We start from the raw sequence: 14,400 nt of genomic DNA on the forward strand, positions 1-14,400 counted from the left end.
CCCCAATGCGCCTCGCTGCCCTGCTGACCCTCCTCGCCCTGCCCGCGCTGGCCCAACCGCCTGCCGATATCGTCATTCTCGGCGAGGTCCACGATAACCCCGATGCCCATCTGGGACAGGCCGAGGCGCTGGAAGCCTTGCAACCCACCGCCGTGGTGTTCGAGATGCTCACCTCTGCCGAGGGCGCGCGCGCCGACGCCGACCGCACCCTGATCGAGGACGCGTGGGAGGCGAGCGGCTGGCGCGATTTTCCCCTCTACGCGCCGATCTTCGACGCGCTGGGGGACGCGCGCATCATCGGCGCCGCCGCCCCGCGCGATGCGGTCCGCGCGGTCTATGGCGATGGCCCCGCCGCGCTCTTCGGCGAGGACGCGCCGCGCTACGGGCTGGACAAACCGCTGGACGCCGATCAGCAAACGCAGCGCGAGGCGCAGCAATTCGACGCCCATTGCCAGGCCATGCCGCTTGAGACGATGGGCGGCATGGTCGCCGTGCAGCGCTACCGCGACGCCGTCTTTGCCCGCGCGGCGCTGGAGGCGCTGGAGGCTTACGGCCCCCCCGTCGCCGTGATCGCCGGCAACGGCCACGCGCGTACCGACTGGGGCATCCCGGCAATGATCGCCCGCGCCGCCCCCGAGGTCACAACCCACGCCATCGGCTTTGTCGAGGCGCGGGCGGACACCCCCTTTGACGACATCCGCATCGTTCCCCCCGCCGAGCGGGACGATCCCTGCGCATCCCTGACCAACAACTAAGGAGACCAAAAGATGTATCTTGCCATGAACCGCTTTACCGTCCCGCTGGAGAACGCCGCCGAATTCGAGGAATTGTGGCTGAACCGTCAAAGCCGCCTGCAAGACATGGACGGATTCCAATCCTTCCACATGCTGAAAGGCGCCGAGGAGGAGGGCCGCATCCTTTATGCCTCGCACACCGTTTGGCAGAGCGAGGCGCATTTCCGCGCCTGGACCACCAGCGACGAATTCCGCGCCTCGCACGCCCGCGCGGGCCAGACCCGCAAGCTGCACGAGGGCGCACCGCGTTTTGAAGGGTTCAAAGCCATCCAGAACATAGACGCGCTGCAATCCGCCTAAGGTCGCGGCGCCTACTAAAACACATCAGATCAGCAAAAAACTCCCCATCGCCCGACTAAGGACGATGGGGAGCTTGCAACACATTTCAGTTGCCGATCAGAAACGTGATCGCAAGGGTCGCAGCCCATGACAGGCTGCGACCCTTATTTTTAATGCGCAGTCGCGCCCGATCCGTCGCGCCCGACCTTCAGCGCCGCTTCGGCAGCAGCAGCTTCTTCGGCCGCTTCGTCCCATTCGACAGGCTCCGGCGCCCGCGTCAGGGCAATACGCAACACGTCGCGGACGTGGCTGACAGGAATGATCTCCAGCCCCTGTTTCACATTGTCAGGGATTTCAACCAGATCCTTTTCGTTTTCCTGCGGAATAAGGACCGTCTTGATCCCGCCCCGCAGCGCCGCCAGCAGCTTTTCTTTCAGACCGCCAATCGGCAGCGCGTTGCCGCGCAGCGTCACCTCACCCGTCATGGCGATATCCTTGCGCACCGGAATACCGGTCAGGACCGACACGATGGACGTCACCATCGCAAGGCCGGCGCTGGGTCCATCCTTGGGCGTTGCCCCTTCGGGGACGTGAACGTGGATATCCCACTTCTCCAGACGCGGTGGTTTGATGCCGATCGCAGGCGCGACAGACCGGACATAGCTGTTGGCCGCATCAATCGACTCCTTCATCACATCGCCCAGCGTGCCGGTCGTCTTCATCCGGCCCTTGCCGGGCAGGCGCAGCGCCTCGATGTTCAGCAGCTCGCCGCCCACGGATGTATAGGCAAGCCCGGTGACGACACCGACCTGATCCACGTCCTCTGCCAGACCGAACTTGTGCTTACGAACGCCCAGGAAATCACTCAAGTTGTCCGGCGTCACCTTGATGGATGTCGCCTCCTTCTTGATGATCTGCGTCACGGCCTTGCGCGCCACCTTGGCGATCTCGCGCTCAAGGTTCCGCACACCCGCCTCGCGGGTGTAATAGCGGATGATGTCGGTCAGCGCCTCATCGGTCAGCTCGAACTCGCCCTTTTTCAGACCATGGTTTTCGACCTGCTTCTGCAACAGATGCTGCTTGGCAATCTCGCGCTTTTCGTCCTCGGTGTAACCGGCCAGCGGGATGATCTCCATCCGATCCAGCAGCGGGCCAGGCATGTTGTAGCTGTTGGACGTGGTGAGGAACATCACGTTCGACAGGTCATACTCGACCTCCAGATAGTGATCGACAAAGGTACCGTTCTGCTCGGGGTCCAGGACCTCCAGCATGGCGGACGCCGGATCGCCCCGGAAATCCTGACCCATCTTGTCGATTTCATCCAGCAGGATCAGCGGGTTCGTCGTCTTGGCCTTTTTCAACGCCTGAATGATCTTGCCGGGCATCGAGCCGATATAGGTCCGGCGGTGGCCGCGGATCTCGGATTCGTCCCGCACACCGCCCAGCGAAATGCGGATGAACTCGCGGCCCGTCGCCCGCGCGACGGATTTACCCAAGCTGGTCTTGCCCACGCCCGGAGGGCCGACGAGGCACATGATCGGCCCCTTAAGCTTTTTCGAGCGTTGCTGGACCGCCAGATATTCGACGATCCGCTCCTTGACCTTCTCCAGCCCGTAATGGTCGTCGTCCAGAATCTGCTCGGCGCGCGACAGATCCTTCTTCACGCGGCTTTTCACGCCCCATGGGATCGACAGCATCCAGTCCAGATAGTTGCGCACGACAGTCGCCTCGGCGCTCATCGGGCTCATGTTTTTCAGCTTCTTCAGCTCGGCTTCGGCCTTTTCCTTGGCCTCAGCGCTCAGCTTGGTGGCGGCAATACGCGCCTCCAGCTCGGCAACCTCGCCCTCGCCGTCCTCGCCATCGCCCAGCTCCTTCTGGATGGCTTTCATCTGCTCATTCAGATAATATTCGCGCTGGGTGCGCTCCATCTGTGACTTGACGCGCGTCTTGATTTTTTTCTCGACCTGCAAAACGCTCATCTCGCCCTGCATCAGGCCATAGACCTTTTCCAGCCGCTCGCTGATCGAAAGCGTCTCCAGCAATTCCTGCTTTTGCTCCACCTCGATCCCCAGATGACCTGCGACCAGATCGGCAAGGCGCGCGGGCTCTTCGGAATCGGATACGGCGGCCAAGGCTTCCTCGGGGACGTTCTTTTTGACCTTCGCATAGCGTTCGAACTCGGACGCGACAGTGCGCAGCAATGCCTCGATCGTCGTGGCGTCGCCCGGCATCTCGGTCAGGTATTCCGCGCGCGCCTCAAAGAAATCCTCGTTATCGAGGTATTCAGTGATGCGCACCCGTGCCACACCTTCGACCAGCACCTTCACGGTGCCGTCAGGCAGCTTCAGCAGTTGCAGGACATTGGCCAGAACGCCTGCTTTGTAGATGCCCTTGGCATCTGGATCATCAACGCTCGGGTCAATCTGGCTGGACAGCAGGATCTGCTTGTCATCTGCCATGACCTCTTCCAGCGCCCGCACTGATTTCTCGCGCCCGACAAAAAGCGGCACGATCATATGCGGGAAAACGACGATGTCGCGCAGCGGCAGCACCGGATAGGACGAATTCAGGGGCTCTTGCATGCTCTTTCCTTATACTTCGGTCCGGGAGTGTCCCCGGTCCTTATTAGCAAGAGGGTCCGGCCCCGCCCGGCGGCGACCACGCCCTCTCCATTATCTCAGGTTAACTTGGGGCAGGCAGGTGCCGCTTTCAACCTCGCGCCCAGCAGAATGACCTTACTGCGCCACGGGGGCAAGGATGATCCGGATCCGATTTGCCTAAAAATACCGCCTCCGGCCCCTTTTGACCCAGACCCGTGGTTTTTTCTTGGTACAAATACCCAAATCCGACGCCGGGGTCAGAGCGGCTCTATATCCCCGTCCTGGCGCTGCGCATGAAACACAGCCTGCCAAGCGTCAAAGCCGCCCCCGGCAATGGCCCGTCGCATATCCGCCATAAGCTCTTGGTAGTAATGCAGATTGTGCCATGTAAGCAGCATGCCGCTAATCATCTCCTGCGCACGAAACACATGATGCAGATAGGCGCGCGAATAGTTGCGGCAGGCAGGACAGGTGCAATCGGCATCCAGGGGGCGCGGATCATCGGCGTGGCGGGCGTTTTTGATGTTGACCTGCCCGCGCCGCGTCCAGGCCTGACCTGTCCGGCCTGAACGGCTGGGCAAAACGCAATCCATCATATCGACGCCGCGCGCAACAGCGCCGACGATGTCATCGGGCTTGCCCACCCCCATCAGGTAGCGTGGCTTGTCCACCGGCAACATATCGGGCGCGTAATCCAGAACCCCAAACATCGCCTCCTGCCCCTCGCCCACCGCAAGGCCGCCGATGGCGTAGCCGTGAAAGCCGATTTCCTTTAGCTTATCGGCACTTGCCGCGCGAAGCTCGCGCGTCACGCCACCTTGCTGAATGCCAAAAAGCGCATGGCCCGGCCTGTCACCGAACGCGTCTTTGGACCGGCGCGCCCACCGCATGGACAGCTCCATGCTTTGCTCCACCGCCTTGTCCGTTGCGGGCAGCGCCGGGCATTCGTCGAAGCACATCACGATATCGCTCCCCAAAAGCGCCTGGATCTCCATCGACCGCTCGGGCGTCAGCATGTGTTTGGACCCATCGATATGGCTGCGAAAGGCGACGCCCTCCTCGGTCAGCTTGCGCAGCTCGGCAAGGCTCATCACCTGAAATCCGCCGCTATCGGTCAGGATTGGCTTCTGCCAGTTCATGAATTCGTGCAAGCCCCCCAGCGCCGCGATCCGCTCTGCCGTCGGGCGCAGCATCAGGTGATAGGTATTGCCCAGAAGCACGTCCGCGCCGGTTGCCGCCACGCTTTCGGGCATCATCGCCTTCACCGTCGCGGCGGTGCCGACGGGCATGAACGCCGGTGTGCGGATCTCGCCGCGCGGCGTTGTGATGGCCCCGGTGCGGGCGCGCCCGTCCGTTGCTGCCACCTGAAAGCTGAAGTTCACCGTCATGTCTGAATGCCTTTTTACGTCTTTAGGATTGCCTTAAACACTCCTAGAGTAAGTTGCAAAAGCGGCCTTATGGCCCGACCGCGCCATTTTCAGGAACCACCCCATGACCGAAGACGTGATTTTCGAGCTGTTATCGTCAAACCTGCTGTATATCCTGCTGGCTGTTCTGCTGGTGTTGGTGGTGGTCAAAGCGGTCAAGATCGTGCCGCAGTCCGAACAGCATGTCGTCGAACGCTTTGGCAAACTGCATTCGGTCCTGGCGCCCGGTATCAACATGATTGTGCCGTTTCTGGACAAGATCGCGCATAAGATCTCAATCCTTGAACGGCAGTTGCCGACTGCCAGCCAGGACGCGATCACCAAGGATAACGTGCTGGTACAGGTCGACAGCTCGGTTTTTTACCGGATCGTGCAACCGGAGAAGACTGTGTACCGCATCCGCGACATCGACGGCGCCATTGCGACCACCGTCGCCGGGATCGTACGCGCCGAAATGGGCAAGATGGATCTGGACGAGGTACAGTCGAACCGCGCGCAACTGATCGGCACGATCAAGGAATCGGTCGAAGACGCGGTTGATAACTGGGGAATCGAAGTGACCCGCGCCGAGATTCTCGATGTCAATCTGGATCAGGCCACCCGCGATGCCATGCTGCAACAGCTGAACGCCGAGCGTGCGCGCCGCGCCCACGTGACCGAGGCGGAAGGGCGCAAGCGCGCGGTCGAGCTGAACGCCGACGCCGAGCTGTATGCCGCCGAACAAACCGCCAAGGCGCGCCGCATTTCGGCCGATGCCGAAGCCTACGCCACCTCTGTCGTGGCGCAGGCCATCGCCGATAACGGGCTGGAGGCGGCGCAATACCAGGTTGCGCTGAAGCAGGTCGAGGCGCTGAATGCACTTGGCGCCAGCCCCTCCTCCTCTACGATCCTCGTGCCTGCCAGCGCGCTGGAGGCGTTCGGCAACGCCTTTACCATGCTCAAGGGGCGTACATGATCGAGGTGGTCGAAACCGTCCCGCTCTGGGCCCTGTGGTGGGTGTGGATAGCGGCGGCCCTGCTGCTGGCCATGATTGAAATCGTGCTGCCCGGCTTTTTGTTCCTTGGGTTCGCCATTGGCGCGGCGCTTGTCGGTCTGGTTCTGATCTTCGCGCCGCTGCTCTTGGGCCTGCCGTTGCTTCTGGTCATTTTTGCTGCGCTATCGCTGATCGCGTGGCTGGCCCTGCGGCGCATCTTCAGTTTCCGGCATGGGCAGGTCCGCCGCGTGCACAATGATGTGAACGACGGCTGACGCGGCGCGCTGACAGTCGCGTCCGTCGCAGTATCCCTTTGATCCGGGCGCGAAGCCGGCTACATGTCGCAGTTCCGCAATCGTTCCGCGCACCGAAAGGATATCTTCATGCCCCCATCCGAGCCTCTTGAGTCCCTGCAATTCGGGTGGGAGGAGTGGATCGGATTGCCCAAACTGGGCGTGCCCGCGATCAAGGCGAAGGTTGACACCGGCGCCCGCACCTCTGCGCTGCACGCATTTGATATCGAAACCTTCGGCCCGGCGTCCAAGCCCAAGGTCCGCTTCACCGTGCATCCCATCCCCGGACGCGATGATCTGGTCATCCCCTGCTCGGCGCCCATTCTGGACCGGCGCGATGTCACGTCCTCCAATGGCGAAAGCGAGTCGCGCTTTGTGATCGAAACGCAGCTTATGGTAAATGGCGACTCGTGGCCGATCGAAATCACGCTGACCAATCGCGGCGGCATGGCCAGCAGGATGCTGCTGGGCCGACAGGCGCTGAAGGATCACATCTCGATTGTGGCCACAGACCGGTTTTTGCAACCCGAACTCAGCTATGACGTCTATTCGACCGCCCGGATGCGCAGCGACGCGCCGCTGCGATCCCTGCGCATTGCCGTGCTGAGCCGCGAGGATAACTACAGCACCCGCCGCCTGGTCGAAGAAGGCGAAAATCGCGGCCATACTGCTGAGGTCATCAACACGACGCGCTGCTACATGGCGATCAACGCGATGGCGCCCGAGGTGCATTACGACGGCAAACGCCTGCCGCGCTTTGATGCGGTCATCCCCCGCATCGGCGCGTCCATCACGCCCTACGGCGCCGCCATCCTGCGCCAGTTCGAGGGGATCGGGACGTATTGCGTCAACGGCAGCGCGGGCATCGTCGCCAGCCGGGACAAGCTGCACGCCCATCAGATCATGGCGCTGGCCAAGATCGGCATGCCCACCACCGCCTTTGCCGCCAGCCCGCGCGACACCGGCAACATCATCGCCCTCGTCGGCACCGCGCCGCTGATCGTCAAGCTGCTCGAATCGACCCAAGGCAAGGGCGTCGTTCTGGCCGAAACCAAAAAGGCGGCCGAGTCGGTGATCGACGCATTCCGCGGGCTCAAGGCGAACTTTCTGGTGCAGGATTTCGTCAAGGAAGCCGCTGGCGAGGATATTCGCTGCCTCGTCATCGGCGGCAAGGTGGTCGCCGCGATGAAACGCACCGGCGCCGAGGGGGACTTCCGCTCGAACCTGCATCGCGGCGGCAGCGCGAAAACCGTGCGCATCACCAAGGAGGAACGCGAAACCGCCCTGCGTGCCGCCCGCGCCTTCAACCTGAACATGGCGGGGGTTGACCTTTTGCGCGCCGAAAGCGGCCCCAAGGTGCTGGAGGTCAACTCCAGCCCCGGCTTTGAAGGCATCGAAGGCGCAAGCGGCAAGAATATCGTCGGCAAACTTTACGACACAATCGAAAGCCGCGTCCGCCCCGCCCCGATCCGCCGCCGCAAGGGCGATTAGGCCGCGATGCGGCCAAATTGCCGCGCTGCCCCCCACTGGACGATGGGCGGATTATTCCCTATATAAACGCTCAGGCAAAGTCGTAGGATAGTATATGACCGAAAATCCCCAACCTTTCGAGGGCATCCCGCTGATCGCACCGTCATCGACGGACCACCCCCGCTATACCGATATAGTCGAGGCGTGCCGCAGCGTGTTCGATCCGGAAATCCCGGTGAATATCTATGATCTTGGGCTGATCTATACCATTGATATAGATGATGAAAACGCGGTCAAAGTGACCATGACCCTCACCGCGCCCGGCTGCCCCGTCGCGGGCGAGATGCCCGGCTGGGTCGCTGACGCGATCGAGCCGCTGGACGGGATCAAACAGGTCGACGTCTCGCTGGTTTGGGAGCCGCCATGGGGAATGGACATGATGTCCGACGAGGCACGGCTGGAACTTGGGTTCATGTAAGCGGCGGACCGGGCGGTGCGGGCACGGTTTCGTCGACCGATCACACCCCTTGAGTTTGTCCGCGCCGCACCCCATCTTGACGCCAAAGTGAAAGGATAACATTCATGTTCGGTATCCCAGGCAAACAGGCTGTCACCATTACAGATCGCGCTGCGGCTCAAATCGCGCGTCTGATGGCCAAGGATGGGCATCAGGGTCTGCGCATCGGCGTCAAGAAAGGCGGCTGCGCAGGCATGGAATACACCATGAACTACGTTACCGAGGTTGACCCGAACGACGAGGTCGTCGAGGAGGATGGCGCGCGGGTTATGATCGCCCCGATGGCGCAAATGTTCCTGTTCGGAACCGAAATCGATTATGAGGTCAGCTTGCTGGAATCGGGGTTCCGCTTCAACAACCCCAATGTCAGCGAAGCCTGCGGTTGCGGCGAGTCCATCAAGTTTGCAGGCATGTGAGCTTTGCCTCGTAAGACATTATTTTATAAGTAAAATTCTCAGAATGCGCGATATTTTCGGTGCATCAAATTTATATATTGCGAGGCGGAATGCGGCGAAAACTGGCGGCGGGTAACTGGAAGATGAACGGCTGCAAAGCCGATCTGGCACAGATCAAGGCGCTTTGCGCCGCGCATGAAACCGCGACAGTGGATCTGTTGATCTGCCCCCCCACCACCCTGATCGGTGCCGCCGCCGAAATATGCGCGGATCACGCCTTGCAAATTGGCGGGCAGGATTGCCATGCCCAAGCGTCGGGCGCCCATACTGGCGACATTTCGGCGCAGATGCTGGCGGATGTCGGTGCGCGTGCCGTAATAGTGGGCCACTCTGAACGCCGGTCGGATCACGCGGAAACCAGCGATGACGTGCGCGCCAAGGCCAGCGCGGCGCATGACGCGGGCCTGCAAGCGATCGTCTGCATCGGCGAACACCTTGCGGAGCGGGAGGCAGATCGCACACTGAACGTGATCGGCGCGCAGCTGGCCGACTCCGTTCCGGGCGATGCCAGTGCTGAAAACACCGTCATCGCTTACGAGCCTTGCTGGGCGATCGGCACAGGCCTGACCGCGACCCCGGATCAGATCAGCGAAGTTCATGATTTCATTCGGGATCGGTTGGTCGGCAGGTTCGGCCCGGAAATCGGGCAGGCCATACGCCTGCTCTATGGCGGTTCGGTCAAACCGGGCAACGCGTCCCAAATTTTCGCCGTGCAGAACGTCGATGGCGCGCTGGTTGGCGGCGCCAGCCTGACATCCAGGGATTTCTCCCCTATCATCAGTGCCTTGGAGGGCGCAGTTGAAGTGTCATAGCGGCAGGACCGTGGTCGATTTTATCTCTTCCATCGACAGCAGCGCCGTGACGTTGTGCACCTTAACTTCGGAAATCAGCGCCTGATAGAACGTGTCATATGCGCGCGCATTCTCGACCCGTACTTTCAGGATATAGTCAATATCGCCTGCCAGTCGATGCGCCTCCTGCACTTCGGGGCGCCCCTGAAGTGCGCGCAAGAATGCCTGCTGCCACGCCGCGTCATGCTCCGAGGTGCGGATCAAAACGAAAAAACACGCCTCAAATCCCAGTTTTTCAGCATCCAGCAAATACGTCTGATGCCGGATCACACCCGCATCGCGCATCTTGCGAATGCGATTCCAGACCGGCGTTTTAGAACTGCCGACAGATTTCGCAATGTCATCCAGCGACTGCCCCCCATCTGCCTGCAATTCACCCAAGATTTTCCGATCCAGATCATCCAGCCGAACAGCCATTCCTGATTCCTCCCATTCTTGGAATTATGCCGTGAAGGGACGGGCGATCTGGAACGAATTTCCTTATTGCCCGCCCCCTATGGCGCAGGAACGGGAATATTTTCTATAAGGGGGCAAGTCAAACGGAATGGACCAGTTGTGAAACATTTCCCCATCTTCATTGCACTGGAAGGGCGGCGCGTTGTGCTGTCGGGCGGCGGCGACGCGGCGCTGGCCAAGCTGCGCCTGCTGATGAAGACCGAGGCCCATCTGACCGTTTTCGCGCCCGCGCCTGCGCCCGAGATCGTCGCATGGGCAGCCGAAGGGCGCCTGACATTGGTGCGCCGCGCGATGGCGCCGGGTGATGCGCTCTGCGCCGTGCTTTTTTATGCCGCGGACGAAGACGCGGCAGAGGATGCGCGCACCGTCGCCCTGGCGCGCCGCGATGGGGCGCTGACGAATACTGTTGATAATCTGGGCGATAGCCAGTTTATCACCCCCGCCATCGTGGATCGCGATCCGGTCACCGTGGCCATCGGCACCGAGGGCGCGGCGCCTGTCCTTGCCCGCGCGATCAAGGCCGATATCGAGGCGATGCTGCCGGCCACGCTGGGCACGCTGGCGCGCGCCGCACGCGGATTTCGCGCCATCGCTGACGTGCTGCCGATGGGCCGGGTGCGCCGCGCGTTCTGGAGCGGTTTTTTCTTTCGCACCGGCCCTGCCGCGCTGGCGCAGGATGCCAAAGCTGACCTGCACGGCGTCCTTGCCGCCGATCTGGCCCAGTACCGACAAACCGGCGCTGCCGCTGGCCGTATCACTTTCGCCGTTGTCAGCAGCGCGGACCCCGAGCTTTTGCCGCAAAAAACGCGCCGCATCCTGCATGAGGCCGATCTGGTGCTGCATGACGCGCAGATCGCGGGCGAGGTGCTGGAACTTGCTCGCCGAGAGGCGGTATTCGGCGCCCTGCCCGACACTGCGCAGCCCGCGATTGCCGCCGCCATGCGCGGCGATCACGTGATCTGTCTGCTGGCCGGCGCGCCCGATGCCGGGCTGTTGTCGGCCTGCCATCACGCCGGGTTCAGCCCGGTCGTCATTCCGGGCATTGCGCCCGTGCCGAATTTCTATCCTCTTGAGGAGATTGCATAAATGCCCCGCGAATTCACCCCCAAAGTCATAACTGCCAACGCCCTGATGCAAGGCGACGTTGTTTATCTGGCCGATAATGACCAGTGGACCCGCCATCTGGAAGACGCAGCAATCCTGACGGATGAGGCCGATGCCGCACTGCGCCTGCTGCTGGCCCAAGCCCGCAGCGCCGAGGTGGTCGGCGTCTATCTGGCCGATGTCACCGCCGAGGGCGGCACGCCCGCGCCCACGCATTTCCGCGAGGATTTTCGCCGCACAGGCCCGTCCAACTACTTTCACGGCAAACAGGCAGAGGCGCGCTGATGTACACCTATACCGAATTTGACGCTGCCTTTGTGGCCGAGCGGAACCGACAGTTTCGCGCCCAGGTCGCGCGCCGCGTTGACGGCAGCCTGACAGAGGACGAGTTCAAGCCGCTGCGCCTGATGAACGGCCTTTACCTGCAACTGCACGCCTACATGCTGCGCGTGGCGATCCCCTACGGTACGCTGGGCAGTCACCAGATGCGCCAGCTGGCCATGATCGCCGAGCGGTGGGACAAGGGCTATGGCCATTTCACCACGCGGCAGAACATCCAGTATAACTGGCCCAAACTGGCGGATGTGCCCGATATCCTCGACGCGTTGGGCGAGGTACAGATGCACGCGATTCAGACCAGCGGCAACACCATCCGCAACGTCACGGCGGACCATTTTGCCGGCGCTGCTGCCGACGAGGTGGCCGATCCGCGCCCGATTGCCGAGCTGATCCGCCAATGGTCGACCGATCATCCCGAGTTTCAGGCGCTCCCGCGCAAATTCAAGGTTGCTGTCACGGGCAGCCCGATGGACCGCGCCGTAACGCTGGCGCATGACATTGGCCTGCGCATTGTGCGGCGGGGCGATGACATCGGCTATCAGGTGCTGGTGGGGGGCGGCCTGGGCCGCACCCCGATGATTGGCAAGGTCTTGCACGACTTCCTGCCCGAAGAGGATCTGCTGCCCTATCTGGAGGCGGTCGTCAGCGTTTGGAACACGATCGGACGGCGTGACAACAAGTTCAAGTCACGCATTAAAATCACCGTGCATGAGCATGGAATCGAAGACATAAAGGCGCGCGTTGATGCGCGTTATGCGCTGATCCGTCCGCTTTTCACCGGGATTGATCAGCAGATGCTGGGCGCCATCCGCGCCGATTTTGCGCCGCCCGCGTTCCGCATTGCCGCAATCGACGCCTATGAGGCCGCCCGCGCCGCCGATCCGGTATTTCGCGCCTGGGCCGACACCAATCTGGCGCAGCACCGTGCGCCGGGCTACGCCATCGTGTCGATCAGCCTCAAGGCGCATGGCGAAACGCCCGGCGATGCAACAGCAGACCAGATGCGCGTGATGGCCGATCTGGCCGAACGTTACGGCCATGACGAGCTGCGCATCAGCCACGAGCAGAACGTGATCCTGCCGCATGTTCACAAATCGGATCTGCCCGCGGTTCACGCGGCCCTGCGCAAGGCGCGGCTGGCCACTGCCAATATCGGCCTGATAAGCGATATCATCGCCTGCCCCGGCATGGATTACTGCGCGCTCGCGACCGCCCGCTCGATCCCGATCGCGCAGGAGATTGCGACCCGTTTCGACGCCCTGAAGCTGGAGCATGAAATCGGCGAGATGAAGATCAAGATTTCGGGCTGCATCAACGCGTGCGGGCATCACCATGTGGGCCATATCGGCATTCTGGGCCTCGACCGGGCCGGCGTGGAAAGCTACCAGATCACCATTGGCGGCGATGGCGGGCCGGACGCGCAGTTGGGCGACCGTACCGGCCCCGGCTTTGGCGCCGATGATATCGTGCCAGCCATCGAGACGATCATGCTGGCCTATCTGGACCTGCGCAACGGCCCGTCCGAGACGTTTCTGGCCGCCTATCGCCGCGTCGGGATGGACCCTTTCAAGCTGGCGCTCTATGGCGATGCCGAAGCGGCCAAAGCCGCCAAAAGAAAAACGGGTTCCCATGTCCCTGCCTGAACAGACATCCCCGGATCTGCATGCCAAGGCGGCGGCGTTGAATGCGGCCTACCGGCATCATTCGGCGATTGCCGTGCTGGCGCGCGCGCTGCACGATCCGGATGTGGGGCAACTGGCGCTGGTCTCCAGCTTCGGGGCCGAGTCGGTGGTGCTGCTTCATATGGTCGCGCTGGCGCGCCGCGACACGCCGGTGATCTTTCTTGAAACGGGGATGCTGTTCACCGAAACGCTGGTGTACCAGCAGGAACTGGCCGAGCGTCTGGGCCTGCGCGACATGCGCCTGATCCGCCCGGACCGCGCCGCGGCACGCGCGCAGGATCCGGCCGCGATGCTGCATCAGAGCGACCCCGACGCGTGCTGCGCGCTGCGCAAAACCGTGCCGTTGCAGGGCGCGCTGGAGGGGTTTGACGGCTGGATCACCGGGCGCAAACGCTATCAGGGCGGCACCCGTGCATCGCTCGAATTTTTCGAGGTTGAGGATGGCACGAACCGGCTGAAGGTCAATCCGCTGGCCCATTGGCAGCAGGGCGACGCGCGCACCTATATCGAGGAAAACCGCCTGCCGCGGCACCCGCTGGTCGCCCAAGGATATCCGTCGATCGGCTGCATGCCGTGCACATCGCCCGTGAAACCGGGTGAAGACGAGCGCGCAGGCCGTTGGAAAGGCCAGGAAAAAACAGAGTGTGGCATCCATTTTGTGGATGGCAAACCCGTCAGGCAAGGAGCAAATGCATGAATGTCATCGTCACCGATACGGGGTTTGGCCCCGATGACTGGGCGCTGCCCATCACCGCGCTGGAGGATGCGCGCGACGCGGTCGGCATCGACCTGCCCAGCAGCACGGACCCGGCGGAATTGTCCGGCAGGCTGCCGGAAATTTCGATGATCCGGGTGGATTTTCCCACCTCTGCCGACGGGCGCGGATTTTCGATTGCGCGGCAGCTGCGCCTTATGGGCTACACCGGGCGCCTGCGCGCGCGCGGGCATGTTCTGGCCGATCAATACGCGATGGCGCGGCGCTGCGGCTTTGACGAGGTCGAAATCTCGCAGGAGCTGGCCGAGCGCCAGACGCAGGATCAGTGGATTTTCCGCGCCGATTGGCGGGCGCATGATTATCAGGCCCGCTTGCGCGGCTGATCGCCGCCTTCACCTGACACAGCGCAAAGACTATGATGGAGGCGCCGGACTATGCTTCGGCC

General features: G+C 62.2%; 16 protein-coding genes. 13 read left to right on the forward strand and 3 right to left on the reverse strand.

What is annotated here, in order from left to right; genetic code table 11:
- Positions 1-5 precede the first annotated feature (5 nt).
- Positions 6-755 carry a ChaN family lipoprotein gene (locus DQ230_RS02090; protein WP_113910842.1) on the forward strand — a complete coding sequence of 250 codons (750 nt, stop codon included), beginning with the start codon at positions 6-8 and terminating at the stop codon, positions 753-755.
- 12 nt (positions 756-767) lie between these two features.
- Positions 768-1,094, forward strand: coding sequence for a heme-degrading protein HmuQ (gene hmuQ / locus DQ230_RS02095; protein WP_113910843.1), 327 nt, complete (start codon positions 768-770; stop codon positions 1,092-1,094).
- A 149-nt stretch (positions 1,095-1,243) separates the two neighbouring features.
- On the opposite strand, the gene lon is transcribed toward hmuQ, so the two are convergent.
- The gene (gene lon, locus DQ230_RS02100) at positions 1,244-3,655 is read right to left on the reverse strand and encodes an endopeptidase La (RefSeq protein ID WP_113910844.1); all 2,412 of its coding nucleotides are present in this window, start codon (positions 3,653-3,655) and stop codon (positions 1,244-1,246) included.
- Positions 3,656-3,930: 275 nt separating this feature from the next.
- Entirely contained in the window at positions 3,931-5,061 is a 1,131-nt protein-coding gene (gene tgt / locus DQ230_RS02105; protein ID WP_113910845.1) for a tRNA guanosine(34) transglycosylase Tgt, read from the reverse strand.
- 103 nt (positions 5,062-5,164) lie between these two features.
- Here tgt and DQ230_RS02110 point away from each other — a divergent pair, with 103 nt between their 5' ends.
- From DQ230_RS02110 to tpiA, 6 genes are all read left to right on the forward strand, one after another.
- The gene (locus tag DQ230_RS02110) at positions 5,165-6,055 is read left to right on the forward strand and encodes an SPFH domain-containing protein (RefSeq protein WP_113910846.1); all 891 of its coding nucleotides are present in this window, start codon (positions 5,165-5,167) and stop codon (positions 6,053-6,055) included.
- On the forward strand, positions 6,052-6,348 hold the full coding sequence (locus tag DQ230_RS02115; RefSeq protein ID WP_113910847.1) for an NfeD family protein: 297 nt from the start codon (positions 6,052-6,054) through the stop codon (positions 6,346-6,348). Before DQ230_RS02110 ends, DQ230_RS02115 begins: the two co-directional genes overlap by 4 nt.
- A 108-nt stretch (positions 6,349-6,456) precedes the next feature.
- Positions 6,457-7,857 (forward strand): 30S ribosomal protein S6--L-glutamate ligase, encoded by a 1,401-nt coding sequence (rimK, locus tag DQ230_RS02120; protein ID WP_113910848.1) that lies wholly within the window; start codon positions 6,457-6,459, stop codon positions 7,855-7,857.
- Positions 7,858-7,951: 94 nt separating this feature from the next.
- The gene (locus tag DQ230_RS02125; RefSeq protein ID WP_113910849.1) at positions 7,952-8,314 is read left to right on the forward strand and encodes an SUF system Fe-S cluster assembly protein; all 363 of its coding nucleotides are present in this window, start codon (positions 7,952-7,954) and stop codon (positions 8,312-8,314) included.
- 104 nt (positions 8,315-8,418) lie between these two features.
- Positions 8,419-8,769 carry a HesB/IscA family protein gene (locus DQ230_RS02130; RefSeq protein WP_113910850.1) on the forward strand — a complete coding sequence of 117 codons (351 nt, stop codon included), beginning with the start codon at positions 8,419-8,421 and terminating at the stop codon, positions 8,767-8,769.
- An 89-nt stretch (positions 8,770-8,858) separates the two neighbouring features.
- Positions 8,859-9,620 carry a triose-phosphate isomerase gene (gene tpiA, locus DQ230_RS02135; protein ID WP_113910851.1) on the forward strand — a complete coding sequence of 254 codons (762 nt, stop codon included), beginning with the start codon at positions 8,859-8,861 and terminating at the stop codon, positions 9,618-9,620.
- Here the strand turns inward: tpiA and DQ230_RS02140 are convergent.
- Positions 9,615-10,076, reverse strand: a complete 462-nt coding sequence (locus tag DQ230_RS02140) for an Lrp/AsnC family transcriptional regulator (RefSeq protein ID WP_113910852.1) — start codon at positions 10,074-10,076, stop codon at positions 9,615-9,617. The two genes, tpiA and DQ230_RS02140, sit on opposite strands and share 6 nt — an antisense overlap.
- A 138-nt stretch (positions 10,077-10,214) precedes the next feature.
- On the opposite strand from DQ230_RS02140, the gene DQ230_RS02145 reads away from it, so the two are divergent.
- The 5 genes from DQ230_RS02145 to DQ230_RS02165 are packed head-to-tail and all read left to right on the forward strand — an operon-like array spanning position 10,215 to position 14,338.
- A complete protein-coding gene (locus DQ230_RS02145; protein ID WP_113910853.1) occupies positions 10,215-11,201 on the forward strand; it encodes a siroheme synthase in 987 nt (328 codons plus the stop codon).
- Entirely contained in the window at positions 11,202-11,504 is a 303-nt protein-coding gene (locus DQ230_RS02150; RefSeq protein ID WP_113910854.1) for a DUF2849 domain-containing protein, read from the forward strand.
- Positions 11,504-13,201, forward strand: a complete 1,698-nt coding sequence (locus tag DQ230_RS02155; RefSeq protein ID WP_113910855.1) for a nitrite/sulfite reductase — start codon at positions 11,504-11,506, stop codon at positions 13,199-13,201. Before DQ230_RS02150 ends, DQ230_RS02155 begins: the two co-directional genes overlap by 1 nt.
- Positions 13,188-13,937: a phosphoadenylyl-sulfate reductase gene (locus DQ230_RS02160; protein WP_113910856.1), complete on the forward strand. Its 750-nt coding sequence runs from the start codon at positions 13,188-13,190 to the stop codon at positions 13,935-13,937. Before DQ230_RS02155 ends, DQ230_RS02160 begins: the two co-directional genes overlap by 14 nt.
- The gene (locus tag DQ230_RS02165; protein WP_113910857.1) at positions 13,934-14,338 is read left to right on the forward strand and encodes a DUF934 domain-containing protein; all 405 of its coding nucleotides are present in this window, start codon (positions 13,934-13,936) and stop codon (positions 14,336-14,338) included. The genes DQ230_RS02160 and DQ230_RS02165 overlap by 4 nt, the downstream gene beginning before the upstream one ends.
- The last annotated feature ends 62 nt before the right edge of the window (positions 14,339-14,400 follow it).

Origin of the sequence: Roseovarius dicentrarchi, from assembly GCF_003316635.1 — a bacterium.
GTDB lineage: Bacteria > Pseudomonadota > Alphaproteobacteria > Rhodobacterales > Rhodobacteraceae > Roseovarius > Roseovarius dicentrarchi.

What these genes read in the sequence shown, in the direction of transcription:
- DQ230_RS02090 (WP_113910842.1), top strand. Translation starts at nt 6, where the DNA reads ATGCGCCTCGCTGCCCTGCTGACCCTCCTCGCCCTGCCCGCGCTGGCC.
- hmuQ (WP_113910843.1), top strand. Translation starts at nt 768, where the DNA reads ATGTATCTTGCCATGAACCGCTTTACCGTCCCGCTGGAGAACGCCGCC.
- lon (WP_113910844.1), bottom strand. Translation starts at nt 3,655, where the DNA reads ATGCAAGAGCCCCTGAATTCGTCCTATCCGGTGCTGCCGCTGCGCGAC.
- tgt (WP_113910845.1), bottom strand. Translation starts at nt 5,061, where the DNA reads ATGACGGTGAACTTCAGCTTTCAGGTGGCAGCAACGGACGGGCGCGCC.
- DQ230_RS02110 (WP_113910846.1), top strand. Translation starts at nt 5,165, where the DNA reads ATGACCGAAGACGTGATTTTCGAGCTGTTATCGTCAAACCTGCTGTAT.
- DQ230_RS02115 (WP_113910847.1), top strand. Translation starts at nt 6,052, where the DNA reads ATGATCGAGGTGGTCGAAACCGTCCCGCTCTGGGCCCTGTGGTGGGTG.
- rimK (WP_113910848.1), top strand. Translation starts at nt 6,457, where the DNA reads ATGCCCCCATCCGAGCCTCTTGAGTCCCTGCAATTCGGGTGGGAGGAG.
- DQ230_RS02125 (WP_113910849.1), top strand. Translation starts at nt 7,952, where the DNA reads ATGACCGAAAATCCCCAACCTTTCGAGGGCATCCCGCTGATCGCACCG.
- DQ230_RS02130 (WP_113910850.1), top strand. Translation starts at nt 8,419, where the DNA reads ATGTTCGGTATCCCAGGCAAACAGGCTGTCACCATTACAGATCGCGCT.
- tpiA (WP_113910851.1), top strand. Translation starts at nt 8,859, where the DNA reads ATGCGGCGAAAACTGGCGGCGGGTAACTGGAAGATGAACGGCTGCAAA.
- DQ230_RS02140 (WP_113910852.1), bottom strand. Translation starts at nt 10,076, where the DNA reads ATGGCTGTTCGGCTGGATGATCTGGATCGGAAAATCTTGGGTGAATTG.
- DQ230_RS02150 (WP_113910854.1), top strand. Translation starts at nt 11,202, where the DNA reads ATGCCCCGCGAATTCACCCCCAAAGTCATAACTGCCAACGCCCTGATG.
- DQ230_RS02155 (WP_113910855.1), top strand. Translation starts at nt 11,504, where the DNA reads ATGTACACCTATACCGAATTTGACGCTGCCTTTGTGGCCGAGCGGAAC.
- DQ230_RS02160 (WP_113910856.1), top strand. Translation starts at nt 13,188, where the DNA reads ATGTCCCTGCCTGAACAGACATCCCCGGATCTGCATGCCAAGGCGGCG.
- DQ230_RS02165 (WP_113910857.1), top strand. Translation starts at nt 13,934, where the DNA reads ATGAATGTCATCGTCACCGATACGGGGTTTGGCCCCGATGACTGGGCG.